The organism is Arthrobacter sp. CAU 1506, from assembly GCF_005047635.1.
Lineage (GTDB): Bacteria > Actinomycetota > Actinomycetes > Actinomycetales > Micrococcaceae > Crystallibacter.
The window spans coordinates 206,083-232,242 of sequence record NZ_SUKC01000005.1 but is presented as its reverse complement, the minus strand read 5'-3'; the positions used below and the strand labels follow the sequence as shown (position 1 = coordinate 232,242).

General features: G+C 66.8%; 28 protein-coding genes. 16 read left to right on the top strand and 12 right to left on the bottom strand.

All coding sequences use genetic code 11. From position 1 onward, the window contains the following. Nucleotides 1–190 precede the first annotated feature (190 nt). A complete protein-coding gene (locus E4J89_RS08505) occupies nucleotides 191–1,480 on the bottom strand; it encodes an adenylosuccinate synthase (RefSeq protein ID WP_136785685.1) in 1,290 nt (429 codons plus the stop codon). 364 nt (nucleotides 1,481–1,844) lie between these two features. On the opposite strand from E4J89_RS08505, the gene E4J89_RS08500 reads away from it, so the two are divergent. Beyond that, nucleotides 1,845–2,708 (top strand): DUF72 domain-containing protein, encoded by an 864-nt coding sequence (locus tag E4J89_RS08500; RefSeq protein WP_136785684.1) that lies wholly within the window; start codon nucleotides 1,845–1,847, stop codon nucleotides 2,706–2,708. Nucleotides 2,709–2,743: 35 nt separating this feature from the next. Here the strand turns inward: E4J89_RS08500 and E4J89_RS08495 are convergent, their stop codons facing one another. Both E4J89_RS08495 and E4J89_RS08490 read right to left on the bottom strand, forming a co-directional pair. Continuing rightward, nucleotides 2,744–3,370, bottom strand: coding sequence for a thymidine kinase (locus E4J89_RS08495; RefSeq protein ID WP_136785683.1), 627 nt, complete (start codon nucleotides 3,368–3,370; stop codon nucleotides 2,744–2,746). A gap of 70 nt (nucleotides 3,371–3,440) precedes the next feature. Continuing rightward, on the bottom strand, nucleotides 3,441–3,869 hold the full coding sequence (locus E4J89_RS08490) for an SRPBCC family protein (RefSeq protein ID WP_136785682.1): 429 nt from the start codon (nucleotides 3,867–3,869) through the stop codon (nucleotides 3,441–3,443). A 154-nt stretch (nucleotides 3,870–4,023) separates the two neighbouring features. On the opposite strand from E4J89_RS08490, the gene E4J89_RS08485 reads away from it, so the two are divergent. Continuing rightward, nucleotides 4,024–4,323 carry a metalloregulator ArsR/SmtB family transcription factor gene (locus E4J89_RS08485; RefSeq protein ID WP_136785681.1) on the top strand — a complete coding sequence of 100 codons (300 nt, stop codon included), beginning with the start codon at nucleotides 4,024–4,026 and terminating at the stop codon, nucleotides 4,321–4,323. Next, nucleotides 4,320–4,709 carry a VOC family protein gene (locus E4J89_RS08480; protein ID WP_136785680.1) on the top strand — a complete coding sequence of 130 codons (390 nt, stop codon included), beginning with the start codon at nucleotides 4,320–4,322 and terminating at the stop codon, nucleotides 4,707–4,709. The genes E4J89_RS08485 and E4J89_RS08480 overlap by 4 nt, the downstream gene beginning before the upstream one ends. Before the next feature lie 43 nt (nucleotides 4,710–4,752). Here the strand turns inward: E4J89_RS08480 and E4J89_RS08475 are convergent, their stop codons facing one another. The 3 genes from E4J89_RS08475 to fbaA all read right to left on the bottom strand — a co-directional run bounded on the left by E4J89_RS08475 (nucleotide 4,753) and on the right by fbaA (nucleotide 7,112). Next, entirely contained in the window at nucleotides 4,753–5,439 is a 687-nt protein-coding gene (locus E4J89_RS08475; RefSeq protein ID WP_169303945.1) for a cyclodeaminase/cyclohydrolase family protein, read from the bottom strand. Between the two features lie 227 nt (nucleotides 5,440–5,666). Beyond that, nucleotides 5,667–6,089, bottom strand: a complete 423-nt coding sequence (locus tag E4J89_RS08470) for a DUF3151 domain-containing protein (protein ID WP_136785678.1) — start codon at nucleotides 6,087–6,089, stop codon at nucleotides 5,667–5,669. After that, nucleotides 6,090–7,112, bottom strand: coding sequence for a class II fructose-bisphosphate aldolase (fbaA, locus tag E4J89_RS08465; protein ID WP_136785677.1), 1,023 nt, complete (start codon nucleotides 7,110–7,112; stop codon nucleotides 6,090–6,092). A 248-nt stretch (nucleotides 7,113–7,360) separates the two neighbouring features. Here fbaA and E4J89_RS08460 point away from each other — a divergent pair, with 248 nt between their 5' ends. After that, complete coding sequence (locus E4J89_RS08460; protein WP_136785676.1) at nucleotides 7,361–8,419, top strand: NUDIX hydrolase; 1,059 nt, start codon at nucleotides 7,361–7,363, stop codon at nucleotides 8,417–8,419. A gap of 30 nt (nucleotides 8,420–8,449) precedes the next feature. Here E4J89_RS08460 and E4J89_RS08455 read toward each other — a convergent pair whose 3' ends face one another. Further along, nucleotides 8,450–9,067, bottom strand: coding sequence for a TrmH family RNA methyltransferase (locus tag E4J89_RS08455; RefSeq protein WP_136785713.1), 618 nt, complete (start codon nucleotides 9,065–9,067; stop codon nucleotides 8,450–8,452). A 224-nt stretch (nucleotides 9,068–9,291) separates the two neighbouring features. On the opposite strand from E4J89_RS08455, the gene E4J89_RS08450 reads away from it, so the two are divergent. Beyond that, nucleotides 9,292–10,098 carry an HAD-IIA family hydrolase gene (locus tag E4J89_RS08450; protein ID WP_136785675.1) on the top strand — a complete coding sequence of 269 codons (807 nt, stop codon included), beginning with the start codon at nucleotides 9,292–9,294 and terminating at the stop codon, nucleotides 10,096–10,098. Between the two features lie 102 nt (nucleotides 10,099–10,200). Here E4J89_RS08450 and E4J89_RS08445 read toward each other — a convergent pair whose 3' ends face one another. Continuing rightward, nucleotides 10,201–11,211 carry a thioesterase domain-containing protein gene (locus tag E4J89_RS08445; RefSeq protein WP_136785674.1) on the bottom strand — a complete coding sequence of 337 codons (1,011 nt, stop codon included), beginning with the start codon at nucleotides 11,209–11,211 and terminating at the stop codon, nucleotides 10,201–10,203. Nucleotides 11,212–11,236: 25 nt separating this feature from the next. Next, complete coding sequence (pyrE, locus tag E4J89_RS08440; protein ID WP_136785673.1) at nucleotides 11,237–11,815, bottom strand: orotate phosphoribosyltransferase; 579 nt, start codon at nucleotides 11,813–11,815, stop codon at nucleotides 11,237–11,239. A gap of 167 nt (nucleotides 11,816–11,982) precedes the next feature. On the opposite strand from pyrE, the gene E4J89_RS08435 reads away from it, so the two are divergent. Then, nucleotides 11,983–12,663, top strand: coding sequence for an alpha/beta hydrolase (locus tag E4J89_RS08435; protein ID WP_136785672.1), 681 nt, complete (start codon nucleotides 11,983–11,985; stop codon nucleotides 12,661–12,663). A gap of 4 nt (nucleotides 12,664–12,667) precedes the next feature. Here the strand turns inward: E4J89_RS08435 and E4J89_RS08430 are convergent, their stop codons facing one another. Together E4J89_RS08430 and E4J89_RS08425 are read right to left on the bottom strand one after the other, a co-directional pair. Further along, nucleotides 12,668–13,090 (bottom strand): hypothetical protein, encoded by a 423-nt coding sequence (locus tag E4J89_RS08430; protein WP_136785671.1) that lies wholly within the window; start codon nucleotides 13,088–13,090, stop codon nucleotides 12,668–12,670. Nucleotides 13,091–13,205: 115 nt separating this feature from the next. Further along, nucleotides 13,206–14,402 carry an ROK family transcriptional regulator gene (locus E4J89_RS08425; RefSeq protein WP_205754442.1) on the bottom strand — a complete coding sequence of 399 codons (1,197 nt, stop codon included), beginning with the start codon at nucleotides 14,400–14,402 and terminating at the stop codon, nucleotides 13,206–13,208. Between the two features lie 119 nt (nucleotides 14,403–14,521). On the opposite strand from E4J89_RS08425, the gene E4J89_RS08420 reads away from it, so the two are divergent. The 8 genes from E4J89_RS08420 to nadE all read left to right on the top strand — a co-directional run bounded on the left by E4J89_RS08420 (nucleotide 14,522) and on the right by nadE (nucleotide 23,772). Beyond that, nucleotides 14,522–16,132: a sugar ABC transporter ATP-binding protein gene (locus E4J89_RS08420; RefSeq protein ID WP_240691798.1), complete on the top strand. Its 1,611-nt coding sequence runs from the start codon at nucleotides 14,522–14,524 to the stop codon at nucleotides 16,130–16,132. Continuing rightward, entirely contained in the window at nucleotides 16,129–17,178 is a 1,050-nt protein-coding gene (locus tag E4J89_RS08415) for an ABC transporter permease (RefSeq protein ID WP_136785670.1), read from the top strand. The genes E4J89_RS08420 and E4J89_RS08415 overlap by 4 nt, the downstream gene beginning before the upstream one ends. Next, nucleotides 17,175–18,284: an ABC transporter permease gene (locus tag E4J89_RS08410; RefSeq protein WP_136785669.1), complete on the top strand. Its 1,110-nt coding sequence runs from the start codon at nucleotides 17,175–17,177 to the stop codon at nucleotides 18,282–18,284. The genes E4J89_RS08415 and E4J89_RS08410 overlap by 4 nt, the downstream gene beginning before the upstream one ends. Nucleotide 18,285: 1 nt before the next feature. Continuing rightward, nucleotides 18,286–19,512: a substrate-binding domain-containing protein gene (locus E4J89_RS08405; RefSeq protein WP_136785668.1), complete on the top strand. Its 1,227-nt coding sequence runs from the start codon at nucleotides 18,286–18,288 to the stop codon at nucleotides 19,510–19,512. Nucleotides 19,513–19,635: 123 nt separating this feature from the next. Continuing rightward, nucleotides 19,636–20,484: a sugar phosphate isomerase/epimerase family protein gene (locus tag E4J89_RS08400; protein WP_136785667.1), complete on the top strand. Its 849-nt coding sequence runs from the start codon at nucleotides 19,636–19,638 to the stop codon at nucleotides 20,482–20,484. Nucleotides 20,485–20,572: 88 nt separating this feature from the next. Then, nucleotides 20,573–21,772 carry a Gfo/Idh/MocA family oxidoreductase gene (locus E4J89_RS08395; protein ID WP_136785666.1) on the top strand — a complete coding sequence of 400 codons (1,200 nt, stop codon included), beginning with the start codon at nucleotides 20,573–20,575 and terminating at the stop codon, nucleotides 21,770–21,772. Beyond that, the gene (locus tag E4J89_RS08390) at nucleotides 21,762–22,757 is read left to right on the top strand and encodes a sugar phosphate isomerase/epimerase family protein (protein ID WP_136785665.1); all 996 of its coding nucleotides are present in this window, start codon (nucleotides 21,762–21,764) and stop codon (nucleotides 22,755–22,757) included. The genes E4J89_RS08395 and E4J89_RS08390 overlap by 11 nt, the downstream gene beginning before the upstream one ends. Nucleotides 22,758–22,947: 190 nt before the next feature. Continuing rightward, entirely contained in the window at nucleotides 22,948–23,772 is an 825-nt protein-coding gene (gene nadE, locus E4J89_RS08385; RefSeq protein ID WP_136785664.1) for an ammonia-dependent NAD(+) synthetase, read from the top strand. Between the two features lie 27 nt (nucleotides 23,773–23,799). Here the strand turns inward: nadE and E4J89_RS08380 are convergent, their stop codons facing one another. Beyond that, a complete protein-coding gene (locus E4J89_RS08380) occupies nucleotides 23,800–24,402 on the bottom strand; it encodes a uracil-DNA glycosylase (RefSeq protein WP_136785663.1) in 603 nt (200 codons plus the stop codon). A gap of 112 nt (nucleotides 24,403–24,514) precedes the next feature. On the opposite strand from E4J89_RS08380, the gene E4J89_RS08375 reads away from it, so the two are divergent. Next, entirely contained in the window at nucleotides 24,515–25,318 is an 804-nt protein-coding gene (locus E4J89_RS08375) for an exodeoxyribonuclease III (RefSeq protein ID WP_136785662.1), read from the top strand. 1 nt (nucleotide 25,319) lies between these two features. Next, the gene (locus E4J89_RS08370) at nucleotides 25,320–26,144 is read left to right on the top strand and encodes a hypothetical protein (RefSeq protein WP_136785661.1); all 825 of its coding nucleotides are present in this window, start codon (nucleotides 25,320–25,322) and stop codon (nucleotides 26,142–26,144) included. Nucleotides 26,145–26,160 lie beyond the last annotated feature (16 nt).

Here is a 26,160-nt window from a genome sequence, read left to right as displayed (position 1 = left end):
TGCGATGGGTAACGCGCTGGAAGCCCGCTCTCAACGCATTCGCCATCACCTTCAGCGACCGGTTCCCGACCGCTGAAAACTACTAATGGAAACCGCCGGATACACCGTTAAAGGGATAGTCCCCACGCTACCCGGCCGGTAGGTGACTTGCGGGGCCAAGCCCCGCGCCGCCGTCGTTGTCTGTTGTCCGTTACTCCGAGATGAGATCCCGGATCACGATGGTCTGGTCCCGGTCCGGCCCCACGCCGATGGCGGAGAACCGGGTGCCGGACATCTTCTCCAGCGCCAGCACGTAATTGCGCGCGTTCATCGGCAGGTCCTCCAGCGTCTTGGCGCCGGTGATGTCCTCGGTCCAGCCGTCAAAGTACTCGAAGATCGGCTTCGCGTGGTGGAACTCGGTCTGGGTCATCGGCATTTCGTCGTGCCGGACGCCGTCCACGTCGTACGCCACGCACACCGGGATCTGCTCAATGCCGGTGAGCACGTCCAGCTTGGTCACGAAGTAGTCAGTGAATCCGTTGACCCGGGAAGCGTGCCGGGCCAGCACGGCGTCGTACCAGCCGCAGCGGCGCGGACGACCGGTGTTTACGCCGAACTCGCCGCCCTTCTTCTGCAGGTATTCACCCATGTCGTCGAACAGTTCGGTGGGGAACGGGCCGGCGCCTACGCGAGTGGTGTACGCCTTGATGATGCCCACGGCGCGGTTGATCCGGGTGGGGCCGATGCCCGAGCCCACGGACGCACCGCCGGCGGTCGGGTTGGAGGAAGTGACGAACGGGTAGGTCCCGTGGTCCACGTCCAGGAAGGTGGCCTGGCCGCCCTCCATCAGCACCACTTTGCCCTCATCCAGCGCCTGGTTCAGCACCAAGGTGGAGTCGATCACCATGGGGCGCAGCCGATCGGCGAAGGACAGGAAGTACTCCACGACTTCCTCGACGTGGACGTCGCGGCGGTTGTAGACCTTGACCAGCAGTTCGTTCTTCTGCCGCAGCGAACCCTCGACCTTCTGGCGCAGGATCGATTCGTCGAAGACGTCCTGCACGCGGATGCCCAGCCGGGCCACCTTGTCCATGTAGGCGGGGCCGATGCCGCGGCCGGTGGTGCCGATGGCCCGCTTGCCGAGGAAGCGCTCGGTGACCTTGTCCATGGTCTGGTGGAACGGGGCCACCAGGTGGGCGTTGGCGGAGACGCGCAGCCGCGAGGTGTCCGCGCCGCGGGCTTCTAGTCCGTCGATCTCCTCAAAGAGGGCTTCGAGGTTGACCACGCAGCCGTTGCCGATGATCGGAGTGGCGTTGGGGGACAGAATGCCGGCCGGCAGCAGCTTCAGCTCGTACTTCTCCCCGCCGACGACGACGGTGTGGCCCGCGTTGTTGCCGCCGTTCGGCTTGACCACGTAATCCACGCGGCCGCCAAGCAGGTCGGTTGCCTTGCCTTTTCCTTCGTCGCCCCACTGGGCTCCGACGATCACAATTGCTGGCATGGGATCCTCCCCCATTCGATGCGGCGGAAGCCCCGGACAGTCTGTACAAGAAGGAGCCGCTGCCGCGCATGAGAACGCCCCTCACTCCGGACGGAGTATGTGGGGCTCTTACGCACCAAGTTTAGCCGATGGGCCTGCGCGGCCCGGAATCGGTGCCCGCGGAAGGCGATCCGAGGGCAACCGGCACGGCGTATTCGGGGCCGGATGGGAGCCGGCGCATCGAGTGGAGAGAAGATGCAGCGAAACCGGCGTAAACCTGCAGTCGATGAAACGCGCAGGCGTATGGCCCACTTGGCAACGGCTAACGACGGCGGCGCTCACCCGCCTCTGGCCCGCGGAGCCCCGGCGGGGTAGCCTGCCGCACATGGCTGTCTCTGAACCGATGGCCCGGATCGGGATTTCCGGCTGGCGGTATCCGCGGTGGCGGGGCACTTTCTATCCCAAGGGCCTGCCGCAGCACCGCGAACTGGAGTACGCCTCCAGCCACCTGAACTCGGTGGAAATCAACGGCACCTTCTACTCGCTCCAGCGACCCTCCAGCTTCCGGCAATGGCACACGGCAACACCGCCGGGCTTCATCTTCGCGGTCAAAGGTGGCCGATACATCACGCACCTCAAGGGGCTCAAGGACGTCCGCGAGGCGCTGGCGAACTTCTATGCCAGCGGCGTGCTGGGGCTCGGCGACAAGCTCGGCCCGTTCCTCTGGCAGCTGCCGGAACGTGCCAACTACGACGCCGGCGTGATGGAGAAGTTTCTGGCCCAACTGCCCCGCAGCACGAAGGCGGCCGCGGCGCTGGCCTCCGAACACACCGACAAGATGAAGGACCGGACCTGGATTCCCGACGACGGCGCCGACCGCCCGCTGCGCCACGCCGTCGAAATCCGCAGCACCACGTTCATCACTGAAGAGTTCTACGACCAACTGCGCCGGCACAACACAGCCCTGGTGCTCGCGGACAGCGCGGGAAAATGGCCGATGCTGCACGAGATCACCGCGGACTTCATCTACGTCCGGCTTCACGGCAAGGACGAACTCTATGCCGGCGGCTATCCGGACAGGGATCTGGACCGGCTGGCATCCACGGTCAGCAGTTGGCTCTCCGGCTCCGGCTGCCAGGACGCCGCGGGCCGCGATGCGTACCTGTACTTCGACAATGACGCCAAGGTCCATGCCCCGTTCAATGCGATGGGGCTGGCGGAACGGCTGGGCATTTCGGCTGGCCTATGACGCCGCAGCGTTCGCGACTGGCCGCTCCCGGGGCCTTAGACTTCGAGTTTGCCGCCGGAGGCCTTCAAGTAGCAGGTCCCGCAGAGCGACTCGTACCAAACGTCCTCGCCGTCGATGGCGACCTGCTCGCCGTCGAAAACAATCTCCCCGTTCACCCGACGCGTGTTGAACACGGCCTTCCGGCCGCAGCGGCAGATGGTCTTCAACTCCTCCAGCGTGTGCGCGATTTCCAGCAGACGGCGCGCGCCCGGGAAAGCCTGGGTGCGGAAGTCGGTCCGGATGCCGTACGCCAGCACCGGAACGTTGTCCATCACCGCGATGCGGAACAGGTCATCGATCTGCGCCGGCTCCAGGAATTGGGCCTCGTCCACCAGCAGGCACGCCACCGGCTGGACGTCAACCCGTTCCAGCAGGGCATCCGGATCTTCGCCGGCGGCCACCCGGCCGAAGTGTTCACGCACCGATTCGCCCGGCCGGATCATGAAGTCCACGTCCCTGGCCATGCCCAGCCGGGAGACGATCTTGCTGTCCCCCTTGGTGTCCAGGTTCGGCTTGGCCAGCAGCACGCGCTGCCCGCGCTCCTCATAATTGAACGCAACCTGGAGCAGCCCGGTTGATTTGCCGGAGTTCATCGCCCCGTAGCGGAAGTAGAGCTTGGCCAACACAGTCCTTTCAAGCGGTCCCAGCAGTCGATTCTACTGAGCTTGCGACGGGGTGGACGGCAGCGCGCGATCAGGGCGCGGCCTCCGCGAAACGTTTGAAGCCGGCCAGTTGGCCGGAGTCCGCCTCGGCCATCGCCGTTCGGATCTGGTCTGCCATTCCGGCCAATTCCTCACTGATGACGACGTCGGCGGTGAGCGTTAGGCGGGTGGCGCCGCCGTCGCCGTCCAACTCGTAGCGGTAATACGCCTGCACGTCCCCCTGCGACGACGCGATGGTGATGCTCCGGCCGACGTCGAGCTGGCTCACCGTGCAGCTCCGGTCGTGTCCCTGGGAGTGGAAGTCGATGGTTTGGCCCACGGCCAAGGGGCCCTCGGCGTGCATCTCACTCACATCCGGCATCCATGCCGGCGCGGCCGCCCAGTCGGTCAACAGAGCCCACGCCCGCGCTGGCGGCACGTAGACCTGCTCGGTGACAGTGAACGCCGTGTTCGCACCCATACCTGCATCATCCCTTTCCGGGCGTTGTGTGGAAAGGTTCGGACGCAAAGCCGACTGGGTTTCGGGCAACGGCACTGGCCGAATCGCCGCCCGGGTTTGCGAGACCGCATGGCACCGCTGGACTGGCAACCTTTTGGTTGCGTATTGTGGAGCGATGGACGCAGTTTTCCAGGCCCTCGGTCATCCGACAAGGCGGATCCTGTTGGAGGAGCTGGCCGCACACAACGACCAGACGCTGTTTCAACTGACCGTGGGCCTGATCAACAAGCACCATCTGGAAATATCCCGCCAAGCTGTCACCAAGCATCTGGCAATCCTGCGCGAGGCCGGCCTGGTGACTGCCAGCAGCCGGGGGCGCACCACCGTGCACCATCTTGACCCTGCGCCGCTGTCCGCCGCACGGGAATGGCTCACGTGTTTCCCCCAGTCCACCACCATCAAGGAGGAACCATGATTATCACGACCGCCAGCATCTTCGTCGACGACCAACAGAAGGCGCTCGAGTTTTACACCACCAAGCTGGGCTTCCAGTTGAAGAATGACGTGCCGCTCGGCGCGGACCGCTGGCTGACGGTGGTATCGCCGGAGGCTCCCGACGGCGTGGAGCTGCTGCTGGAACCGTCCGGACACCCGGCAGTGAAGCCGTTCAAGGATGCCCTGGTGGCCGACGGCATCCCGTTCAACAGCTTTGGCGTCAAGGATGTGTACGCCGAGTACGAGCGGCTGGTCGGGCTGGGTGTGGAATTCATCCAGGAGCCCGCCGACATGGGACCGGTCATCACCGCCGTTCTCGACGACACCTGCGGCAACCTGATCCAGATCGCCAGCACGAAGGACTGATAGCCGGGCGTAACCGCGGCGGGGCGACGGGCTCGCGCCGCGGCTACTTGAGCACGCGCTGCCGTACGAGTGCGGACAGCTCCTCTGCCCGGCGCACCACGCCGTCCGCCTTCTGCGTATGTTCCCGCAATGATTCCTGCAGCGAATCTTCCGGGATCGGCGCCAAGTTGGCCTCCACGGTGATGCGCGCGGTGGCCGCGGCGGCGCGGGCCGCCTCGGCCGCCACGGCGATGTCGCTGAGCAGGTCCGCTTTGCAGACATCCAGCAGCTCTTCGCCCAAACGGACGACGGCGGTGGCCAAGTCCAGCTGTGCCCTCGCCGGAAGCGTCGCTTCGACGAGCGCCTCGCGGATCGCCGCAGTGCGCTTGGCCCGCTCCTCGTCGGATCCGGACGGCAGCTTGTAGCAATCGACTACCCGCCCGAACTTCTCCTCGTCGGATTCCGCGGCTTGAAGTGCGGTCCGCGTCAGCTCGTCCGCTTCGGACAGAATGCCTTCGAAGTCCCTTCCCGATGTCCCGGAACCGCCCTGGCTGGCCGCGGATCCCGAACCGTGTTGGCCGTTTGCAGCGGACGGCCCACTCCCTTCCGCCGGCTTGGAGAAGTTTGCGACCATCCCGATCAGCGCTGCGGCCTGTGCTGCATGGATCGCCCCGACGGCGCCCGCACCGGGCGTCGGATCATTCGACCCGAGACGGCGGAGATACTGCTCGACGGTCTCGGATCTGCTCACGCTTCGGCCTGATCCAATGCTGCGGCGGCTACTGGCTTCATCTCGCCATCATTACCGAACAACGCATCGCTGCGAAAGGGCCAGACGGAACCAGATACGGGTCTTTGCGTGCCGATTCACTGCGTGCTGTGGCCGCTGACGCTGCCAGCGGGCCGGAGAATCCACTGGTGAGAAAACGGGAGCTGCCGAAGGGCTAGCTCCCGTTTTCTCACCAGTCGATTGAAACGTCAGGCGCCTTCGATGGCCGCCTTGGCTTTCGGGTCGGAATCGGTCAGGAATTTGCCGATCCGGTCCACTTCTTCGGCCTCGCCGATGGCACCGGCGGCCCGGCCCAAGGCATAGAGGGCCCGCAGGAAGCCGCGGTTCGGTTCGTGCTCCCACGGGATCGGACCTGCACCGCGCCAGCCGGCCCGGCGCAGCGAGTCCAGGCCGCGGTGGTAGCCCACCCGGGCGAAGGCGTAGGACTCGACCGTCCGGCCCTCGGCATAGGCTTCATCGGCCAGAATCGCCCACACCAGCGAGGAAGACGGGAACTTCGCGGCCAGGTCCACTGCTTCGTCGCCGGCATCCAGGCGTGCGAGGACGTCGGTCTCTTCCGGCAGGTAAGTCGGCTCGGGGCCCAGCAGGTTGGTGCGGAAGGGCTCAGTCATCTACCTCACCGACTTTCCGGCAGAGCCAAGGCGTTGGGCCGCTTCCACCACACGGGCAGCCATGGACTTCTCGGCGGCCGCACCCCAAACACGCGGGTCGTAGGCCTTCTTGTTGCCTACCTCGCCGTCGACCTTCAGAACGCCGTCGTAATTGGCGAACATGTGGCCGGCCACCGGGCGGGTGAAGGCGTACTGGGTGTCCGTGTCCACGTTCATCTTGATCACGCCGTAGGACACGGCGTCGGCGATCTCCTGCTCGGACGAGCCGGATCCGCCATGGAAGACCAGGTCGAACGGGTTGGATTTGCCGATCTTCGCGCCGACCTCGGACTGGATCTGCTTGAGCAGTTCGGGGCGCAGCTTCACGCCGCCGGGCTTGTAGACGCCGTGCACGTTGCCGAAGGTCAGCGCGGTGATGTAGCGGCCCTTCTCGCCTGCGCCCAGCGCCTCGATGGTCTTCAGCCCGTCGTCCACAGTGGTGTAGAGCTTCTCGTTGATCTCGTTTTCGACGCCGTCTTCCTCGCCGCCGACCGTGCCGATTTCCACTTCCAGGATGATCTTGGCTGCGGCGGTGCGGGCCAGCAGGTCCTCGGCCACCTTCAGGTTCTCTTCCAGCGTCTCGGCTGAACCGTCCCACATGTGCGACTGGAAGATCGGGTCTTCACCGCGCTTCACGGCAGCCTCGGACTCCGCCAGCAGCGGCAGCACAAAACTGTCCAGCTTGTCCTTCGGGCAGTGGTCGGTGTGCAGCGCCACGTTGACCGGGTACTTCTTGGCCACCTCGCGGGCGAACGCGGCGAAGCCCAGCGAACCGGCCACCATGTCCTTGACCCCGGAGCCGGACCAGTACGCGGCGCCGCCGGTGGAAACCTGGATGATGCCGTCGGAGCCGGCGTCGGCAAAGCCCTGCAGCGCTGCATTAAGGGTCTGCGAGGAAGTGACGTTGATCGCCGGGTAGGCGAAGCCGCCTGCTTTGGCGCGGTCAATCATGTCGGCATAGATCTCAGGGGTTGCAACGGGCATGCTGACTCCTTGGCTAGCGATACGGATTCGAAGGCGTTGCCTCTGGCCCCATCCTATCGATTCCCGTCCGGGGAGCGGCTTCGAGTCCCTCGGCGCACAGCTTCGACACGCCCCAAGGCCGCCGCTGTCACTGATCCGAGGCCTCAAGGCTGCCGCCACCGGCAGGATCCGGGCCGGTGTCTGTGAAGCCGGGTTACATCCGCTGCCCCGCTCCCCCGTGGCGCGGACCGCCGTGGCAAGCTGGGACCATGACTGAATTCCCGCCGCCGTTCCACGGTCCGCGCGATCCCGGCGACGCCTGGGTGGAAGGACCGGACGGTACCCGGATGTGGGGCCGCTTCGGCTCGGCAGGGCTGCTGGCGGTGGACCGCGAGCGCGGCATCCTGCTCCAGCACCGGGCGCAGTGGAGCCACTACGGCGGCACGTGGGGAATCCCGGGCGGCGCACGCCACCAGGACGAACTGGCAGTCGATGCCGCCCTGCGCGAGGCGAACGAAGAGGCCGACGTCCCGATCGACGCACTGGCGCCGCTGTTCACGTCGGTGCTGGATCTGGGCTTTTGGACCTACACCACCGCCGCGGCCAGAACCGTGCGGCCGTTCGAACCGGCCATTACCGACGCCGAGAGCCTTGCCCTCGCTTGGGTGCCGCTGCATGAGGTCGATGAACTGCCGCTGCACCCACACTTCGGGGACGCCTGGCCCCGGCTGCGCACCTTGCTGGAACACCCGCCGTTGCTGCTCGTCGACGCGGCGAACGTGGTGGGCTCCCGGCCGGACGGCTGGTGGAAGGACCGCGCCGGTGCCACCCGCCGGCTGCTGGCCGCGCTCCGCACTGCGCTGGAGCCGGGGCTCCCGGCCGACCTCCTGGCGGTGCCGGCCGGCACTGTCTGGCCGCGCACCGTCGTCGTGCTGGAGGGTGCCGCGAAGGAAGCCGCCGCGGAAGGGCCCTATAAGCACGACGGCGGGGCGGTACCTGCCCGAGGCGACGGCACCGTGGGTCCGGTGCCGGAGGACGACGGCGAAGACGCGCCCGCCCCCAATGGCGGCACCTCGCGTCCGGTGCCAGAGGACGACGGCGGGGCCGGCCATACGTCGGCAGCGCACCGCCGCGGCGTGCAACTGGAGGTGGCGCACGCAGCCGGGTCGGGCGACGACGAACTTGTGGCCCAGGTGGAGAAGGTGTTCGGCGCCGACTCCGAGGCGTCGGTGACCGTGGTGACGTCGGACCGCGAGCTGCGCGAACGAATCGAGTCGCTCGGCGCCCGGGCAGTCGGCGCGGGAACCCTGCTGGAACTGCTCGGCTGACCGCGGCGGTCGCGCCGGCCCCGCCCCACCCTACGGCCCGGGCGTTCCCACCGGCTGGGCGAAGACGTGGCGGCGGATCCACGCGTGCATCGCGATGGCCGCGGCGGCGGAGGCGTTGATCGAGCGGGTGGAGCCAAACTGCGCAATGGACAGCGTGGCATCGGCGGCTGCGTGCACCTCCGGCGTCAGCCCGGGCCCTTCCTGCCCGAACACCAGCACGGCGTTCTCGGGCAGGTCATAGGTTTCCAACGGCACCGAATCGGGGAAGTTATCGATCCCGATGATCCGCAGCCCCTCGCCCTGCGCCCAGGCCACGAAGTCCTCCACGGTGGGGTGGTGCCGCACGTGTTGGTAGCGGTCGGTGACCATCGCCCCGCGCCGGTTCCACCGCCGTCGTCCGATGATGTGCACTTCCTTGGCCAGAAAGGCATTGGCACAGCGTACGACAGAGCCGATGTTCAGGTCATGCTGCCAGTTCTCGATGGCCACGTGAAAATTGTGCCGGCGCGAGTCCAGGTCCGCGACGATCGCGTCGTGCTTCCAGTAGCGGTACTGATCCGTCACGTTGCGGCGGTCGCCGTCGGCCAGCAGTTGCGGATCCCAATGGTCGCCCTCCGGCAGAGGGCCTTCCCACGGCCCGACGCCGATGCTCGCCTCAGCGGCGCCGGTTCCGGGAGCGTCGCGGTCGGCCCCGGAAACTCCCGATCCGAGTTCCCGGCCGTCGGTCAGCGGCCGTTCGGCCTCGGCTTCACCTGCGTTTTTTTCCACCCCACAAGCCTAGGTGACAGACTGGGGCCGGAAGCGCCCGCTCACGCCACCGCAACCCCTCACGCCACCGCATCCGCATCCGCATCCACGCACGAAAGGGAACCATGCACCAGCAGAAGACCCGCACGCCCGCCGACATCGAGTGCTGGCTCACCGACATGGACGGCGTGCTGGTGCATGAGAGCACCGCTATCCCGGGCGCCGCTGAACTGATCCAGCGCTGGGTGGACACCTCTAAACGGTTCCTCGTGCTGACCAACAACTCCATCTACACGCCCCGGGACATGGCCGCACGGCTTCATCAGGCCGGACTGGAGGTGCCCGAGGAGAACATCTGGACGTCGGCGCTGGCCACCGCCCAGTTCCTTCGCAACCAGACTCCCTTGTCGGAGGGGCACGGCCGCGCATACGTGATCGGCGAGGCCGGGCTGACGACGGCTCTGCACGAGGCCGGCTTCATCCTGACCGACCGGGACCCGCAGTACGTGGTGCTGGGCGAAACGAGGACCTACTCGTTCGAAGCCATCACCAAGGCCATCCGGCTCATCCTGGCCGGTTCGCGCTTCATCGCCACCAATCCGGATGCCACCGGCCCGTCCACGGAGGGCGTGCTGCCGGCGACCGGAGCCATCGCGGCGCTGATCAGCAAGGCCACCAACCGCACGCCGTACATCGTGGGCAAGCCCAATCCGATGATGTTCCGCTCGGCCATGAACCAGATCGATGCGCACTCCGAGACCACGGCAATGATCGGCGACCGGATGGACACGGACATCGTCGCGGGCATGGAAGCCGGGCTGCACACCGTGCTGGTCTACACCGGCATCACCCAGCCCGACGACGTCTCCCGCTTCCCCTTCCGGCCGAACCAATCCTTCGACTCGGTGGCAGACCTGATTCCGCACCTCTAGGCGGCGGCCTGGTCCTGAGCGGAAGCCCGCCCTGATCGGCGGCAGTCCGACGGTGGTGGCCTCACCGAAGCGGCGGCCCTCCCCTCAGCCGCCACTCCGGAACTAGAAGAACTGCGCCCGGAAGCCGCCTACCGGCAGCGGGAGGAATGTGTCCTCGACCTGCTGGATGATCGGCACGTAGATCGCCGAATTCCACTGCGGACTGGCGTGGGCCGGCCGGGCGCCCTCGGTGACCAGGTTGTTGGTCAGGAAGTTCGCCTCGTAATTCACCAGCCAGCTGCGCCGGGCGGTGGTGTAGTTGATCGTTTGATCCCCCGGATTTCCCATCCACACCATCTTGGTCTCGCCGATGCTGTGGCTGAACCGATGCGCGTCGAAGTGGTAAATGTACGAGGACTGCGACTGGATCAGCGTGCTGGAGACAGCCAGCGGGGACAACTGCTCCATGGTCTGCTCCACGATTTGCCGCCAGCTGCGTTCGTTTTTGTGCACAATGCGTTCACCCAGCTCGTAGCCTCCGCGCAGATAGCTCGGGACCCGGTAGCCGGCCTCATACAGGAACACCACGCCTTCGAACATGGTCTTGTCCAGCACGTCGAACCGGCTGTACGGGGACGAATCCATCAGGATCAGTTCCACCGGGAAGCCCTTGGCGCGCAGCCGCGCGGTCATCTCCACCGCCACCATGCCGCCGAAGCTGTGCCCGTAGAAGTAGAGCCTCTCCAGCCGGTTGTCCTGGATGTGCTTTTGCAGCACCTCGGTCAGTTCAGCCAGATCCAGTCCGCGGTTCGAGTAGCCCGCCACCGCCAGCCGTCCGCGCTCCGCCAAGCCGGGACGCAGCGAGTTCAGGATCCACAGCCCTTCCTCCCAGCTGGTCTTGTATCCCGGGAACAGCACCCAACTGGAGCGCGGGAAGCGCCGGTCGGCGTGCTCGTCCGCCAGCGTGAGGATCTGAGGTTCGTTGCGCATCTCCTGGATGGACCGGGTGGCCGCCAGATCCGCGGCGGTGCCCAGGCCGAAGGCCGCAGCGATCAGGAACGAGCGCCGCGAGACCCGGTGCAGGTCGCTGGCCAGGCGCAGTTGGCGGGCGGCCTTGTTCCTGCGTACATCCATGAGTTTGGTGGGCTGCCTGCCGCGGCTAGTCCAGTCCCAGCTCGTCCTTGCCGAAGGCGAACAGATACGGCACGCCGGCTTCGGCCTCGATGCGCTCTTTGGCACCGGTGTCGCGATCGACGATGACGGCCACGGCCTTGATCAGGCCACCGGCGTTGCGCACGCCTTCCACCGCGGTCAGGGCGGAGCCGCCGGTCGTGGAGGTGTCCTCCAGTACGATGACGGAGCGATCCTTGACGTCGGGACCCTCCACTTGGCGGCCCATTCCGTAGGACTTCTGCGCCTTGCGCACCACGAAAGCGTCCACGGCACGGCCGGCGTCTGCAGACGCGTGCATCAGCGCGGTGCCCACCGGGTCGGCACCCATCGTCAGGCCTCCGGCCGACTGGAACTCGATACCGGCCTCGTCCAGCATGGCCAGCATGACCCTGCCGACCAAACGGGAGGCCTCATGGTGCAGGGTGACCCGGCGCAGGTCAATGTAGTAGTCAGCCTCGGCACCGCTGGACAGCGTGACCTTGCCGCGCACCACGGCCATTTCTTTAATCAGTTCGAGCAGGCGGGCGCGGTCGGCCGCTGGATCGGCCGCAGAAGTCTGGGTCATAATCCCCAGTCTAAGTGGTTGCTCGATTGTCCTTCCCCATCGGTGACGCGGGAACGCCCAGCGCAGAGTTTCCGGACTTCCGCGCCCCCTCCGCCTCCGGACCAGTGACCATCCAGCCCGGGGCTGTCATACTCAGGGCCACGCGAGCTAGGGGAGGTTTGCACACAATGGCCACCTTTGTGTTGATTCACGGGGCCGGGGATGTCGGGTGGTACTGGCATTTGGTGGAGGCCCAACTGCGGGCCCGAGGGCATGACGTGGTCGCCCCCGATCTGCCCAGCGAGGACGAGGCCAAAGGGCTGGACGAGACGGCAGACGCGGTAGTCCGTGAGATCGGCGACCGGCAGGATTTGGTGGTCGTTGGCCAATCCTTTGGTGGCTTCACCGCCCCGCTGATCGCCGCCCGGCTGCCGGTCAAGGTGCTGGTCTACCTTGCCGGAATGGTCCCGGCGCCCGGTGAGTGTCCTGCGGACTGGTGGGCCAACACCGGGTACAGCGAAGCCGCCGAGGCGCAGGCGGCGGTGGACGGCGGATTGACCGGCAATCCGGATCCGTTCATCTGCTTCTACAACGGCGTCCCGCAGGAGCTGGCCGAGGAAGCACTGAGTTACGAGCGAGGCCAGTCAGAAGCGTCCCAGGCAGAGTCCTGGCCGCTGGACGCGCACCCGGACGTACCGACGAAGTTCATCCTGTGCAAGGACGACCGCTTCTTCCCCGCCGATTTGTTCCGCCGCATTGTGCCCGAGCGGTTGGGCATCGTCCCGGATGAGATCCCCGGCTGCCACTGCGTGGCGCTCAGCCACCCCCAGGAGTTGGCAGACCAGCTGGAGAGTTACTTGGGCGAATAACCGCCTAAAGCCCCCAGACCAACAGGTTCGGGTGCAACTGCTCCCACTCGGCTGCAAGTTCTTTGCTCGCGTCGTATCTGTCCTGAATCAGTTTGGCCTTCACCCCGGAGACGCCAAGTTCAAGCGGTTCCGGCCCGACTTGGCCGCACCCGGCCGATGCCTCATCAGCTTCCAGGTCCACGATGACCAAACAGACGCCATGCTTGGCAAAGTTGTCGGCGAGGGCAACGTAGAAGGCGCGATCTTCCTTTTCCATCAACAGCCGCGTGCTGTCTGGCAAGACGTTCACGTTCCCCAGTCCGGCGTCCAGCTTGTCACCTGGGCGGGCCGGGGTTTCCAGTGCCCCGATCCCGGTCGGTGATCCGCTACAGCCGGCCAGAGCCAGCAGCAGGGCAGCACCGGCTGCCCCCTTGACCAGTGCGCGCATGGCTCCCCTTCCGCCATTGGACGACTATTTGTCTCACGCTAGCCGCGTAACAGGAGGCATGGGAGCTCGACGAGGTTGCGAAACGATAACTTCAGGACTATTCGGAGCGCGGCAGTCAGGCTGATGCCGCGGCCTCGATCGACTCGGGCGACAGCACGTGCCCGATCGCCAGCGATACTGCACCCAGCACTCCCGCCCGCTGACCGGCCACGGACGGAGCGATCAGCAGGTGCTCGGTTGCCAGCGGCAGCGAGCGCCGGTAGACCACTTCCCGGATACCGGCTAGCAGGTGCTCACCCGCCTGGGCCAGTCGGCCGCCGATCACGATCACCGACGGGTTGACCAGGTTCACGCAGGTGGCCAGCACGTCGCCGATGTCCCGGCCGGCCTGCCGCACGGCCTGGATCGCCTGCAAATCGCCCGAGCGCACCAGGTCAATCACATCCTGGCTGCTGTTGGCCTGCTTCCCCTCGGCGGACAACACCGCAGCCAGCGCCGGCCCGCCTGCCAGCGCCTCCAGGCAGCCGGTGTTCCCGCAGCGGCATGCCACGCCGTCGCCGCGCGGCACCCGGACGTGCCCCAGGTCCCCAGCTGTGCCTTGCGCCCCGCGTTGCAGCTGACCGGAGGAAATGATGCCGGCACCAATTCCGGTGGCCACCTTGATCAACATCAGGTCAGCGGTGTCCGGCCAGGCCGTGGCCTGCTCGCCCAGCGCCATGATGTTGACGTCGTTGTCCACCAAGACCGGCACGTCGAAGTGTTGCTGCACCAGCGCGGGAACGTCCACGCGGTCCCAGCCCGGCATGATCGGCGGATTGATCGGCCGACCGGTGTCATGCTCCACCGGGCCGGGCAGCCCGATGCCGATCGCGCCAAGGTCCGCGGCGCTCCGGCCGGCTTCCTTCAGCAGCCTCGCCACCGCCTCGCACAGCCAGCCCAGCACGCTGTCGGGGCCGCTGGCGATGCTCAGCTCGGCGCGCTCTTCGGCCAGCACCGTGCCGGAAAGGTCGGCCACGACCACCAGCGCGTGGGTGGCACCGAGGTCCGCCCCAACCACCAACCGCGCGGCCGGATTGAGCGCAAACAACGACGGCGGCCTGCCGCCGGTCGAGGTCGCCCCGCCGACCGGGGCAATCAGCCCCACCCGCATCAGTGCATCCACGCGGGCGGTCACCGTGGACCGGGCCAGGCCGGTCAGCTGCGCCAACTCCGCGCGGGTGCGCGGCTGGCCATCCCGGAGCAGCTGGAATACCTCACTGGCTCCTGCGGCTGGCTGCGCGGCCAGCCGCTGCTGGGCGACATCGGAGTTCAACACACTTTCAGTAGAGCATGCCGCGCTTCTGTTTGTCTCTACGACTACTATGAAAAGACTTCAAACAACTTTTGTTTGCCTATCGACAAAAGTATGTGAGGCATGCCACAGTAGGGTGCGTGGAGGGTATTGTCAGCAGCGATGCGGCCGAAAACGGCCAAAAACGGGATCAACCTGTGCTCGAAGTGCGCGGGCTGACGAAGAGTTTCTTTGGCAACCCGGTGCTGCAGGATGCGTCGCTGACGCTGCACCCGGGCGAGGTCCACGGCGTCGTCGGGGAGAACGGCGCCGGAAAGTCCACCTTGATGAAAATCCTGGCCGGGGTGTACCAGCGGGACTCCGGAACCGTGCTGCTGCGGGGGCAGAGCGTGCAGTTCAGCCACCCCACCCAGGCCCATGAGGCAGGCCTGTCCACCGTGTTCCAGGAGTTCAACCTGCTGCCGGACCGCACGGTGGCCGAGAACATCTATCTGGGCCGCGAGCCGCGCAAGGGTCTGCTGGTCAGCCGGGCAAAGATGAACGCCGCCACCGCGGACCTGCTGGAATCCCTCGGCATCGGATCCATCCGTCCCACAGCGCTGGCACGGTCGTTGTCCGTGGCCGAGCAACAAATCGTGGAGATCGCCAAGGCCGTCAGCTACGACGCCCGGATCATCTCCATGGACGAGCCGACCGCCGCTTTGTCCGGTCCGGAAGTCTCCCTGCTGTACGGCATCGTGCAGCGGCTGTCAGAGCGAGGCACCGGAATCCTTTACGTCTCGCACCGGCTGCGCGAAATCTTCGACCTCTGCCAGACCATCACCGTGCTCAAGGACGGGCGGATCGTGGGCACCAAACCGGCCGCCGAACTCGACGACGCATCCCTGGTGCGGATGATGGTGGGCCGCCCCATCTCCGCCTACTTCCCGGACAAGCTCCCGGCCGCGACTGCGGCGGAAAGCCCGGCGGCAGCGGCCGGCGAAACCGCTGCACCCACCCCATTGCTGGAACTGGAGGGTGCCGGCAACGATCAACTGGACGGCATCGGCCTGCGGCTGATGCCCGGCGAGATCGTCGGCGTCGCCGGACTCCAGGGCTCCGGCCGGACAGAATTGCTGCACGCCGTCTTCGGCGCCGCGCCGTTCAATCGGGGCAGCATGCAGATGGACGGCAGGTCGGCCCGGCCACATTCTCCGCGGCAGGCAGTGCGGCAGGGCATCGCGCTGATCACCGAAGACCGCAAGGCGCAGGGCCTGAGCCTGAACCAGTCGCTGCTGGACAACGCGCTGGGCGTGGTCCGCGCCGTGTTCCCCGGCCGCACCTCATCCGTCCGTCGCGAGGTCGCCGGTTCGTTCAGCAGCTTGGAGGTCGTCGCCAGGGACCTGGACCAAGAGGTGCAGTACCTCTCCGGCGGCAACCAGCAGAAGATCGTGCTGGCCAAGTGGCTGGCAGTCTCCCCGCGCGTGGTGCTGCTGGACGAACCAACCCGGGGCATCGACGTCGGCGCCAAGGTGGCGGTGTACCGGCTGATGCGCCAGCTGGCCGCCGAGGGGAAGGGCGTACTGATGGTTTCGAGTGAACTGCCGGAGGTGATCGGCATGTCCGACCGGATCCTGGTGATGCGCGACGGGCGACTCGCCGGGGAACTCCCCGCGGGATCCACCGAAGAGGAAATCCTGCGACTGGCCACCGGCGCCAGGGTGCCCGGCGCGGCGCCGGAGGACGGCAGCACGACCGGAGGGACGGCATGACGACGACGCGCTCGGCAGCCCGGGCCACGCCAACGGCACAGGCCGGCGGGTTTTTCGCCAGGCTGAGCTCAACCCAGATCGTCTATCTGGTGGCCCTGCTGGTCATGATCGCCGGCAGCATCCTGGTGGCCACCACCGGCCGCAACTTTTTCAGTCCGGGCAATATCTCTGCCATCCTGACCGGCACCAGCGTCCTGGGCTTCATCGCCATTGGCCAGACACTGGTGATCCTGGTCGGCAGCCTCGACCTCTCGGTCTCCTATGTGACCAGCCTGGCCAGCCTGATCGGCGCCGGCGTGATGGCCAACCGGAGCGAGAACGTGCTGTCCGCCGTGGCCTTGGCCCTGGGGATCTCGGCGGTGATCGGCCTGGCCAACGGCCTGATAGTCGCAGGCCTCAAAGTGCACGGCTTCATCGCCACGCTGGGCATGGGATTGATCATCAGCGGCTACCTGGCCACCAACTACAAGGGCAGTTTCGGCCAGACACCGTTTTCCTTCCGGCTGATCGGAGCCACCGGGCTCGGGCCGGTACCGATCTCCACCCTGATCATGCTCGGCTGCGCCACACTGGTGATCCTGATGCTGCACCGAACCCGGATCGGCCACCACATCTATGCCGTGGGCGGCGACCGGGACGTGGCCCGCATGTCCGGCGTCCGCGTCCCAGGGGCGGTGATCACCGCACACGTGATCTGCTCGGTTCTCGCGGGCATGGCGGGCCTGCTGCTGGCCAGCCGGCTGGGCGTCGGCAGCCCAACGGTCGGTTCGCAGGGCGGCTACGACCTGCTCTCGATCGCCGCCGTCGTGCTGGGCGGAACGCTGCTGGCGGGCGGCAAGGGCTCGGTGGTCGGCACGCTCGGCGGCGTGCTGATCTTCGCGATGCTGGACAACATCATGTCCGTGCTGCAGATCAACCCGTTCCTGAAGGACGTGGTGCGCGGCGTGGTGATCGTGGTCGCCGTGGCCGTCTATGCCCGCCGCACCGTCATCACCCGCCCACCGCGCTTCGGGCACGGCGGACACCAGCAGGAGCTACAGCCATGAGCACCATCCTGGACCCAGCAGCCGGCCGCGAGGTCCTGCAGCACAACCGTGCAGGCCGCGGCGAGCGCTTCCTGCGCGGCCTGCGGACTCCGGGCGGCGGAGTCTTCATCCTGCTGCTCGCCCTGCTGGTTGCCATCATCGTCATTAACCCCTCGTTCGGCGAGCCCGAATCCCTGATCCGCTTCATTGGCCGCACCGCCCCGATCGCCATCGCCGCCATCGGCCAGTACTTCGTGATTGTCTCCGGCGAATTCGATCTGTCCATGGGGTCGGTCGTCGCCATGCAAGTGATCGTGGCCGGCAACCTGATCGGCGACGACGACTCCAAGGTCATTCCGGTGCTGGCGCTGATGTTCGTCCTCGGCGCCGTGATCGGCCTGATCAACGGCCTGATCACCACCTTGCTGAAGGTGCCCAGCTTCATCGTCACGCTGGGCATGATGCTGGCGCTGCTGGGCCTGGTGCTCTTCTGGACCGGAGGCGCCGCCCAAGGCAACCCGGCGGACAGCTTCCGGCAGATCGGCCGCGGCGGCATCGAGGACGTACCGGTGCTCGGGATCATCCCCTACCCGGTGATCATCCTGACCGCGGTGGCAGTGCTGGCCTTCTGGCTGATGCGCCGCCCGTACGGACGCACGCTGATGGCCGTGGGCGACAACGACGTCGCCGCCGCACTGACCGGCGCCCGCGTCTGGTGGGTGCGCACCCGCGCCTTCATGCTCTCCTCGCTCGCCGCCACCGTCGCGGGAATTCTGCTGGTCGGCTACGCCGGAGTCCACCCCTCGGTAGGTCGAGGGTACGAGTTCACGGCGATCACCGCCGTCGTGCTCGGAGGGGTGGTGCTGGGCGGCGGACGCGGCTGGGTGCTTTCCGCCGCCGCCGGGGCCTTCGCCCTGGAAGCGCTGTTCACGCTGCTGAACTTCATGGGCGTGGCGTCCACTTGGCGCCCCACTGTGCAGGGCGTCATCATCATCGTCGCCGTGGCTGCCGCCGCGCAGTCTTGGCAACGCAAGCGCCGCGGAGGCTCTGCGGCCGCGCAATCCGAACAACAACGCATCACTGCGGCACCAGAGCCCACTGAGGGCACCGACAAGGGAGGGAACTGACATGACGAGGAAACGTCTAAGTACCGCGGTCGCGCTCACAGCGGCCGGCTCGTTACTGGCCATGACGGCATGCACCACCGATCAGTCGATTTCGGAGGACGGCGGCAGCCCCGCCGCGTCCGCTCCGGCGCAGACCGAGGAGGCCACCACGGAGTGGTTCGACCAGGCGCTCTATGACGAACAGTTCGAACAGCGCACCGCCGACTTCGAGGGCGATCCGGAACAGCCGTGGCTGCAGTACATTGCCGGCGACATGACCGACACCGCTGACTTCGCCGCCGAAGGCGCCAAGAAGGTCTGCTTCGCCAATGCGTCCATCTCCAACCCGTGGCGCCAGACCGGCTGGATCACCATGAACCAGCAGCTCAAGGTGCTGCAGGACGAAGGCGTGATCTCCGAGATGGAGACCCGCGACGCGCAGGACGATTCCAATACCCAGATTGCCGACATCGACTACTTCATCAGCGAAGGAAACTGCGATGCCTTTGTGATCTCGCCGAACGCGACGGCGGCGCTGACGCCGGCCGTGGAGCGTGCCTGCGAGACCGGCAAGCCGGTGGTGGTCTTCGACCGCGGCGTGGAAACCGACTGCGCCACCACCTTCATCCACCCGATCGGCGGATTCGCCTGGGGCATCGACACCGCCAACTTCCTCTCCGAACGGCTGCAGCAGGGCGACAAGGTAGTGGCGCTGCGCATCCTGCCCGGCGTGGACGTGCTGGAGCAGCGCTGGGCCGCGGCAGAGAAGATCTTCGAGGAAAAGGGCATCGAAGCCACCGACTACTTCACCGGCGCCGACCCGACCGAAATCAAGAAGATCATCTCCGACGAGCTGGCCACCGGCGATGTACAGGGTGTCTGGATGGATGCCGGCGACGGCGCCGTCGCAGCGATCGAGGCGTTCGAAGACGCCGGCAAGGACCTCCCGGTGATGACCGGCGAGGACGAGCTGAGCTTCCTGCGCAAGTGGAAGGACACCGGCATCGACGCTCTGGCCCCGGTCTACTCCAACTTCCAGTGGCGCACCCCGCTGCTGGCGGTTCAGAAGATCTTCGCCGGCGAAGAAATTCCGGCCGAGTGGGTGCTGCCGCAGACGCCGATCCCGGCCGAGGAGCTGGACGACTGGCTGAAGCGCAATGAAGGCATGCCGGACGGCCACTACGCGAAGTTCGGCGGCGAGGACCTGCCGGGCTACCCGGAGGTCTGGCAGCAGCGCCAGATTCCGTAAAGCAGGCGTGTCCGGCCGGGTGTGGGGGCCCGGCCGGACACGTTCTTCCCGTCCGGACGCGTGGTCGGACGGATCACGCACGGCACCGTGCACGGTAGCAGCGGCAGTTGAGGGAGGTACACGATGGAACGGCTGATCGGGATCAACACCTGGGTGTGGCAGTCCCCGCTGACCGACGCCGTGCTGCCGCAACTGCTGGCGAAAATCGCCGGGATGGGGTTCGACGCGGTGGAACTGCCGCTGGAAAACTCCGGCGACTTTACCGCCGGCATTGCCCGGGACGTCCTCGCGGCTACCGGCCTGAAGCCCTATCTGGTGGGCGCCATGGCACCGGGCCGCGAATTGGTCCTGGCCGACGCCGGGTCGGTGCGGGCCACCCAGGACTATCTGGCGGCCTGCATCGATCTGGCGCACGACCTCGGCGCCTCCGCCGTGTGTGGGCCGTTCTACTCGGGCACCGGCCGGGTCTGGCGGATCGACGCCGAGGACCGGAATGAGGCGTACCGCCAGTTGCGCGCCAATTTGGCGCCGCTGGCCGCCCGAGCCGAAGCGGCCGGCGTCGTGCTGGGAATTGAACCGCTCAACCGGTACGAGACTTCGCTGATCAACACCGTGGAGCAGGCGCTCGAAGCGCTGGAACCGCTGCTCGGCCACGGTGTAGGGCTGGCGTTGGACAGCTACCACCTGAACATCGAAGAACGTTCCAGCTCGGCGGCCATCCGCGCCGCCGGCGAACACCTGGTCCACCTGCAGGTCTGCGGCAACGACCGCGGAGCCCCGGGCGGCGACCAGACCGACTGGCCGGCGCTGCTGAAAGCGCTGGACGACGTGGGCTATGCCGGTCCGCTGAACATTGAGAGCTTCACTGCGGACAACGCCGCAATCGCCACGGCCGCCTCCATCTGGCGGCCACTGGCACCGAGCCAAGACCGGCTGGCCGAGGACGGGCTGGCGTTCCTGCGCAGCCTCTGACCCCGGCCGCTGGCTTCCAGCCGCCGATGGTTCGAGCGCACCACAGGCCGAGCGACAGCACAGACAGACGAGCACCAAGGAGAAGACGATGACCGCCAATCCGGACGGGCCGCCGCTGGGCGTGGCGGTATTGGGGCACGCCTTCATGGGCAAGGCGCACTCCAATGCCTGGCGCAATGTCTCCGCCTTCTATCCCGGCGGACCGGCGGTGGCGCAGCGGGTCCTGGCCGGCCGCGATCCGCACAGCGTGGCCGTTGATGCCGGCCGGTATGGCTGGGCCGAGGGCTCCACGGATTGGCGCGCTGTCCTGGAGCGCGACGACGTGCAGATCGTGGACATCTGCACCCCCGGCCACCTGCACGCCGAACTGGCGGTGGCCGCGCTGGAGGCCGGCAAGCACGTGATCGTGGAGAAGCCGCTGGCCAATTCGGTGGCCGAGGCCGAGATGATGGCGGCCGCGGCCCGAACCGCCCGCGCCTCCGGCGTGCAGGCCATGGTCGGCTTCAACTACCGCCGGGTTCCCGCCCTGGCCTTGGCCCGGCAACTGATCGCCGAGGGCAGGATCGGCACCGTCCGGCAGGTGCGGATCGCCTACCTGCAGGACTGGCTGGCCGACGATGCCGCACCGATGACCTGGCGGCTGCGCCAAGAGACCGCGGGCTCCGGGGCGCTCGGCGATTTGGCCTCACACGCGGTGGACCAGATCCACTTCCTGCTCGGCGCGCGCGTCACCTCTGTGTCCGCCACGCTCAACACGTTCGTGGACACCCGGCAGGGCCCGGACGGGCCGGAACCGGTGACCGTGGACGACGCCGCGTGGGCCACGCTGCGGCTGGACTCCGGCGCGGTGGCCAGCCTGGAGGTCACCCGGATGGCCACCGGCCGCAAGAACGCGCTGCGGATAGAGGTGTACGGATCGGGCGGGAACCTCAGCTTCGACCTGGAGCGGTTGAATGAGCTCCACTATTACGACGCCGGTGCCCCGCCAGGGCTGGCAGGTGCGGCGAGGATCCTGGTCACCGAGCAGTCGCACCCGTACCTGCAGGCCTGGTGGCCGCCCGGGCATGTGCTCGGCTGGGACCACACCTTCACCAGCCAGGCCGCGGATTTCCTGGCCGCGGTGGCTGCCGGCTCGGCGCCCAGTCCCGGTTTTGAGGACGGCCTGGCGGTGCAAAAGGTGCTGGACGCGATGGTGCGCAGCGCCGCCCAGGAGGGCACCGCCGTCGTCCTCGCCGGAGCCGACACCCGGCACGACCTTTCAGCGACAGGAGCAACCGATGCCTCGTAACTTCACTCTGTTCACCGGCCAGTGGGCTGACCTGCCCTTCGAGAAGGTGGCGGAACTCGCTGCCGGCTGGGGCTACGACGGCCTGGAAATCGCGGTGTCCGGCGACCATCTGGACGCGTGGCGCTGGGACGACGACGACTACATCGCCGGCCGGCTGGACATCCTGGAGCGCCACGGGCTGAAGGTATGGGCCATCTCCAACCACTTGAAGGGCCAGGCGGTCTGCGACGACCCGATCGACTTCCGGCACCAGTCGATCGTCGGCGAGCGCGTGTGGGGCGACGGCGATCCGGAAGGCGTCCGGACGCGGGCGGCCGAAGAGATGATGCACACGGCGCGGCTGGCGCAGCGGCTCGGGGTGAAGACTGTGGTGGGGTTCACCGGGTCATCGATCTGGCAGTACGTGGCGATGTTCCCGCCGGTGCCGGCCCACGTGATCGACGACGGCTACCGGGACTTCGCCGACCGGTGGAACCCCATCCTGGACGTGTTCGACGAATGCGGCGTGCGGTTCGCGCACGAGATCCACCCGTCCGAGATCGCCTACGACTACTGGTCCACGGTGCGGGCACTGGAGGCCGTGGGGCACCGCGAGGCGTTCGGGATCAACTGGGATCCCAGCCACATGATGTGGCAGGACATCGACCCGGTCTCGCTGATCTGGGACTTCAAGGACCGGATCTACCATGTGGACTGCAAGGACACGAAGCTGCGGATCACCGGACGCAACACCCGGCTGGGATCGCATCTGCCCTGGGGCGACCCGCGGCGCGGCTGGGACTTCGTCTCCACCGGACGCGGAGACGTGCCGTGGGAGGCCAGCTTCCGGGCACTGGCAGCGATCGGGTACGACGGGCCGATCTCGGTGGAGTGGGAGGACGCCGGGATGGACCGGCTGCAGGGGGCGCCGGAAGCGCTGGAGTTCCTGAAGCGGTTCGACTTCGACCCGCCGGAGACCTCGTTCGACGCCGCGTTCCAGCAGTAGCGGGACGGGGTCGCGCGGTTCGCACCGGGGTCCGCGGCCGGGCCACCGGCGGGTTCCCCCGCCAGAACTGTCCAGGTTCAGCCATAACTGTCCACACTTTTGACGCGGCGTGAGCCTCTGACCTGCGGCGATGCTCAGGTGCCCGCCAAAACTTGGACACCCGGCCGGAGTCCTCCAGTAGGCTGAGGTCATGCGTGAACTCCAAGCCACGATCATTGACGAAATGGGCGTCCAGCCCTCCATCGACCCCGCGCAGGAAGTCGCACGGCGCGTCGGATTCCTCAAGGACTACCTCAAGGCCACCGGCACCAAGGGCTTTGTGCTGGGCATCAGCGGTGGCGTCGACTCCAGCCTTGCCGGCAAGCTCGCGCAACTGGCAGTGGACGAGCTCAAGGCCGAGGGCGTAGAAGCCACCTTCGTGGCCGTGCGCCTGCCTTACGGGGTTCAGCATGACGAAGACGACGCCCAGGCAGCGATGGACTTCATCAAGCCGACGGCGTCATGGACGTTCAACATCAAGTCAGCGGTTGACGGTTTCCAGTCCGAGTTCACGGAGACCACCGGCGAAGAGATCACGGACTTCAACAAGGGCAACATCAAAGCCCGCGCTCGAATGATGGCCCAGTACGCGCTGGCCGGACAGCACAACTACCTGGTGCTGGGCACGGATCACGGCGCAGAGTCGGTGACCGGTTTCTTCACCAAGTTCGGCGACGGTGCGGCCGACGTGCTCCCCCTCTTTGGGCTGAACAAGCGGCAGAACCGCCAGCTCCTGGAACACCTCGGTGCCAGTGACCAAGTGGCGCACAAGGTTCCGACGGCGGACCTGCTGGACAACAAGCCGGGCCGCACCGACGAAGACGAACTGGGCATCAGCTACGACCACATCGACGAGTACCTCGAGGGCGGCGCGGTTCCGGATGAGGTCGCCGAGAAGATCGAGCAGCGCTACCTGATGACCAGGCACAAGCGCGCCACCCCGGTGTCCATCCTGGACAAGTGGTGGCGCAGCTAGCTGTACTGAGCCCGGACCAGCTGGCGCTCAGCCGACCAGGCGCTTAGCCCGCCGCACGGCCTGACGGAAGTCTTCCTGGTTCTTCTTGCTGATCATCCCGCGGCTGCCGGGACTGGGCGCCTTGATGACGGTCGGCCTGCTGAACGCACCCATGTGCTTCGCCCACTGGTTCTTGGTGAAGGTCCCGCACAGCACGACCACTTCCAGGCGAGGCAGCAGCCCCAGCACCGACTTGAGCGCTTTGACTCCGGCGATGGTCTGAACCGGTGTGGGCTCGGCACCGTCCAGGAAAAAGGGCACCGTGTTCCACAGCAGGATTCCATCATGGAGCTCCGCATCGTTGCGTTCGGTCCAGCACCGCTCGGCGGCCTGGTCCGGGTTGTCTACGGAGACGAATCCCGGCCCCTCGGCCGAGACTGTCTCGGCTCCGGGGCTGTCGAGCAAGAAAAGCACCCGCGCTGCGGAACCGGCATCCGCCGGGTCGAAATGCGGCACGGGCTCTGTTCGTGTCTTGGCGAATTCTTCCCGCCATTCTTCAAGTTCTTGAATGGCCGGCGCGCTGTGCAGCATGGCTTTCCTCTGCTGCTGTTCGTTCGGATCTGCAAGTGACTGCGGCTTATCGGCGAACATGTCCCCAACATACCCTTGGACCAACGGAGTCGTCAGGGTCATTCGCCGCCGCGCGGTCCGATTAGCCGAAGACGGGAAGCGCAGCCTGTGCCGTTTGGGTAACGTAGCTGTTGTGAAGATTGCTACCTGGAATGTGAACTCGATCCGTGCCCGCGCCGACCGTGTTGAGGCCTGGCTGCAGCGCTCCGACGTGGATGTCCTGGCCATCCAGGAGACCAAGGCTAAGGATGAGAACTTCCCGTGGGACCTGTTCGAGAAGAACGGCTACGAGGTGGCGCACTTCGGCCTGAACCAGTGGAACGGCGTCGCCATCGCCTCCCGGGTTGGCCTGGATGACGTGGAACGGACCTTTCCCGGCCAGCCGCATTTCGGCAAGACCGAGGAGATCACCGCGGCCGAGGCCCGCGCCATCGGGGCAACCTGTGGTGGCGTGCGGGTGTGGAGCCTGTACGTTCCCAACGGCCGCGCGGTCAACGACCCCCACATGCCCTACAAGCTGAACTGGCTGAAGGTCCTCAAGGAAGAAGCCGCCAGCTGGGTCCAGGCCGACCCCACCCTGAACCTTGCCCTGATGGGTGACTGGAACATCGCCCCCACCGACGACGACGTCTGGGACATCGAATGGTTCCGCGCCCAGAACGCCACGCACATCACCGAGCCGGAGCGCGCTGCCTTCCGCGCCTTCGAAGAGGCCGGATTCGTGGACGTGGTCCGGCCGCACACCCCCGGCCCCGGCGTCTACACCTACTGGGACTACACCCAGCTGCGCTTCCCCAAGAAGGAAGGCATGCGCATCGACTTCATTCTTGCCTCCCCGGCGCTGGCCGCCCGCGTCAGCGGCGCGCGGATTGACCGTGAGGAGCGCAAGGGCAAGGGCGCCTCGGACCACGCACCGGTTATAGCGGAGCTGGACTGAGATGAAGTTTCCGTACGTCTCCTACCTGCGGGTCTTCGAACCACTGGATGTGTTCGACGACGAGCAGCAGCTGCTCATCATGAGCCAGCGCGGCCGCGGTCGGGACGTGACGGAGAACCTGGACCGCGGTGACTCGCTGCGCCGGATCACCCGCACGGTGTCCGATCCGTTCCCGCATTCCAGCGAGGACCTGATCCGCGTATTGCATTACCCGACGTCGGATGGCATCACCGCCCCGAGGTATTGCCCCAACCAGCTGGCCGTCCGCAGCACCCTGGCCGCCGAATCGCTCTCCAGCAGCCTGCGCGACCCGCTGCTGGGCCTGCTGGTGCCGGAAGCTGCGCGCGACGCCCAGCAGTCGCGGCTGGATCCGGACAATTTTGTGGAATCGCTGGCCAAGCTGCACACACGCAGCTCCACGTGGGGGATCCCGTTCGGCTGGTTCGTGCTGTTCCGCGAGGACGACCACACCGAAAGGGTGGAGACGGACCACACGCTGCAGACCGTCCGGTTGGCCGCCCCGGTTCCACAGTGCATTGACCGGGCCCGTTATGCGGCGGCATCGCTGGCCGTGGCCGCCCCGGGACTGGATCTGCTGGAAGAGCTGACCGAGCTGATCGAGTGGTTGGAGACCTTCACGGCCGATGCCATTGTGGAGCTGGATTACGGTCGCGTGGCCGAGCTCGTCTACCCGGACGAATCGCCGTCGGACGTGCACGCCGGCATTGAATCGCTGGCCGACGGCGACATGACCGGCGCCGCTGCCGCCTACCGTCGCCTGGCCGGTCGCTGGATCAAGATCCGCCAACTGGCCCGCGCCTCCTGACCGCCTTACCCGGCGC

Excerpts from the sequence above, each read along its gene's own strand:
- E4J89_RS08500 (WP_136785684.1), top strand. The coding sequence starts at position 1,845 with ATGGCTGTCTCTGAACCGATGGCCCGGATCGGGATTTCCGGCTGGCGG.
- pyrE (WP_136785673.1), bottom strand. The coding sequence starts at position 11,815 with ATGACCCAGACTTCTGCGGCCGATCCAGCGGCCGACCGCGCCCGCCTG.
- E4J89_RS08380 (WP_136785663.1), bottom strand. The coding sequence starts at position 24,402 with ATGTTCGCCGATAAGCCGCAGTCACTTGCAGATCCGAACGAACAGCAG.
- E4J89_RS08470 (WP_136785678.1), bottom strand. The coding sequence starts at position 6,089 with ATGACTGAGCCCTTCCGCACCAACCTGCTGGGCCCCGAGCCGACTTAC.
- E4J89_RS08400 (WP_136785667.1), top strand. The coding sequence starts at position 19,636 with ATGGAACGGCTGATCGGGATCAACACCTGGGTGTGGCAGTCCCCGCTG.
- E4J89_RS08415 (WP_136785670.1), top strand. The coding sequence starts at position 16,129 with ATGACGACGACGCGCTCGGCAGCCCGGGCCACGCCAACGGCACAGGCC.
- E4J89_RS08395 (WP_136785666.1), top strand. The coding sequence starts at position 20,573 with ATGACCGCCAATCCGGACGGGCCGCCGCTGGGCGTGGCGGTATTGGGG.
- E4J89_RS08450 (WP_136785675.1), top strand. The coding sequence starts at position 9,292 with ATGCACCAGCAGAAGACCCGCACGCCCGCCGACATCGAGTGCTGGCTC.
- E4J89_RS08490 (WP_136785682.1), bottom strand. The coding sequence starts at position 3,869 with ATGGGTGCGAACACGGCGTTCACTGTCACCGAGCAGGTCTACGTGCCG.
- E4J89_RS08410 (WP_136785669.1), top strand. The coding sequence starts at position 17,175 with ATGAGCACCATCCTGGACCCAGCAGCCGGCCGCGAGGTCCTGCAGCAC.
- E4J89_RS08435 (WP_136785672.1), top strand. The coding sequence starts at position 11,983 with ATGGCCACCTTTGTGTTGATTCACGGGGCCGGGGATGTCGGGTGGTAC.
- E4J89_RS08405 (WP_136785668.1), top strand. The coding sequence starts at position 18,286 with ATGACGAGGAAACGTCTAAGTACCGCGGTCGCGCTCACAGCGGCCGGC.
- nadE (WP_136785664.1), top strand. The coding sequence starts at position 22,948 with ATGCGTGAACTCCAAGCCACGATCATTGACGAAATGGGCGTCCAGCCC.
- fbaA (WP_136785677.1), bottom strand. The coding sequence starts at position 7,112 with ATGCCCGTTGCAACCCCTGAGATCTATGCCGACATGATTGACCGCGCC.
- E4J89_RS08370 (WP_136785661.1), top strand. The coding sequence starts at position 25,320 with ATGAAGTTTCCGTACGTCTCCTACCTGCGGGTCTTCGAACCACTGGAT.
- E4J89_RS08505 (WP_136785685.1), bottom strand. The coding sequence starts at position 1,480 with ATGCCAGCAATTGTGATCGTCGGAGCCCAGTGGGGCGACGAAGGAAAA.
- E4J89_RS08390 (WP_136785665.1), top strand. The coding sequence starts at position 21,762 with ATGCCTCGTAACTTCACTCTGTTCACCGGCCAGTGGGCTGACCTGCCC.
- E4J89_RS08460 (WP_136785676.1), top strand. The coding sequence starts at position 7,361 with ATGACTGAATTCCCGCCGCCGTTCCACGGTCCGCGCGATCCCGGCGAC.
- E4J89_RS08430 (WP_136785671.1), bottom strand. The coding sequence starts at position 13,090 with ATGCGCGCACTGGTCAAGGGGGCAGCCGGTGCTGCCCTGCTGCTGGCT.
- E4J89_RS08485 (WP_136785681.1), top strand. The coding sequence starts at position 4,024 with ATGGACGCAGTTTTCCAGGCCCTCGGTCATCCGACAAGGCGGATCCTG.
- E4J89_RS08480 (WP_136785680.1), top strand. The coding sequence starts at position 4,320 with ATGATTATCACGACCGCCAGCATCTTCGTCGACGACCAACAGAAGGCG.
- E4J89_RS08445 (WP_136785674.1), bottom strand. The coding sequence starts at position 11,211 with ATGGATGTACGCAGGAACAAGGCCGCCCGCCAACTGCGCCTGGCCAGC.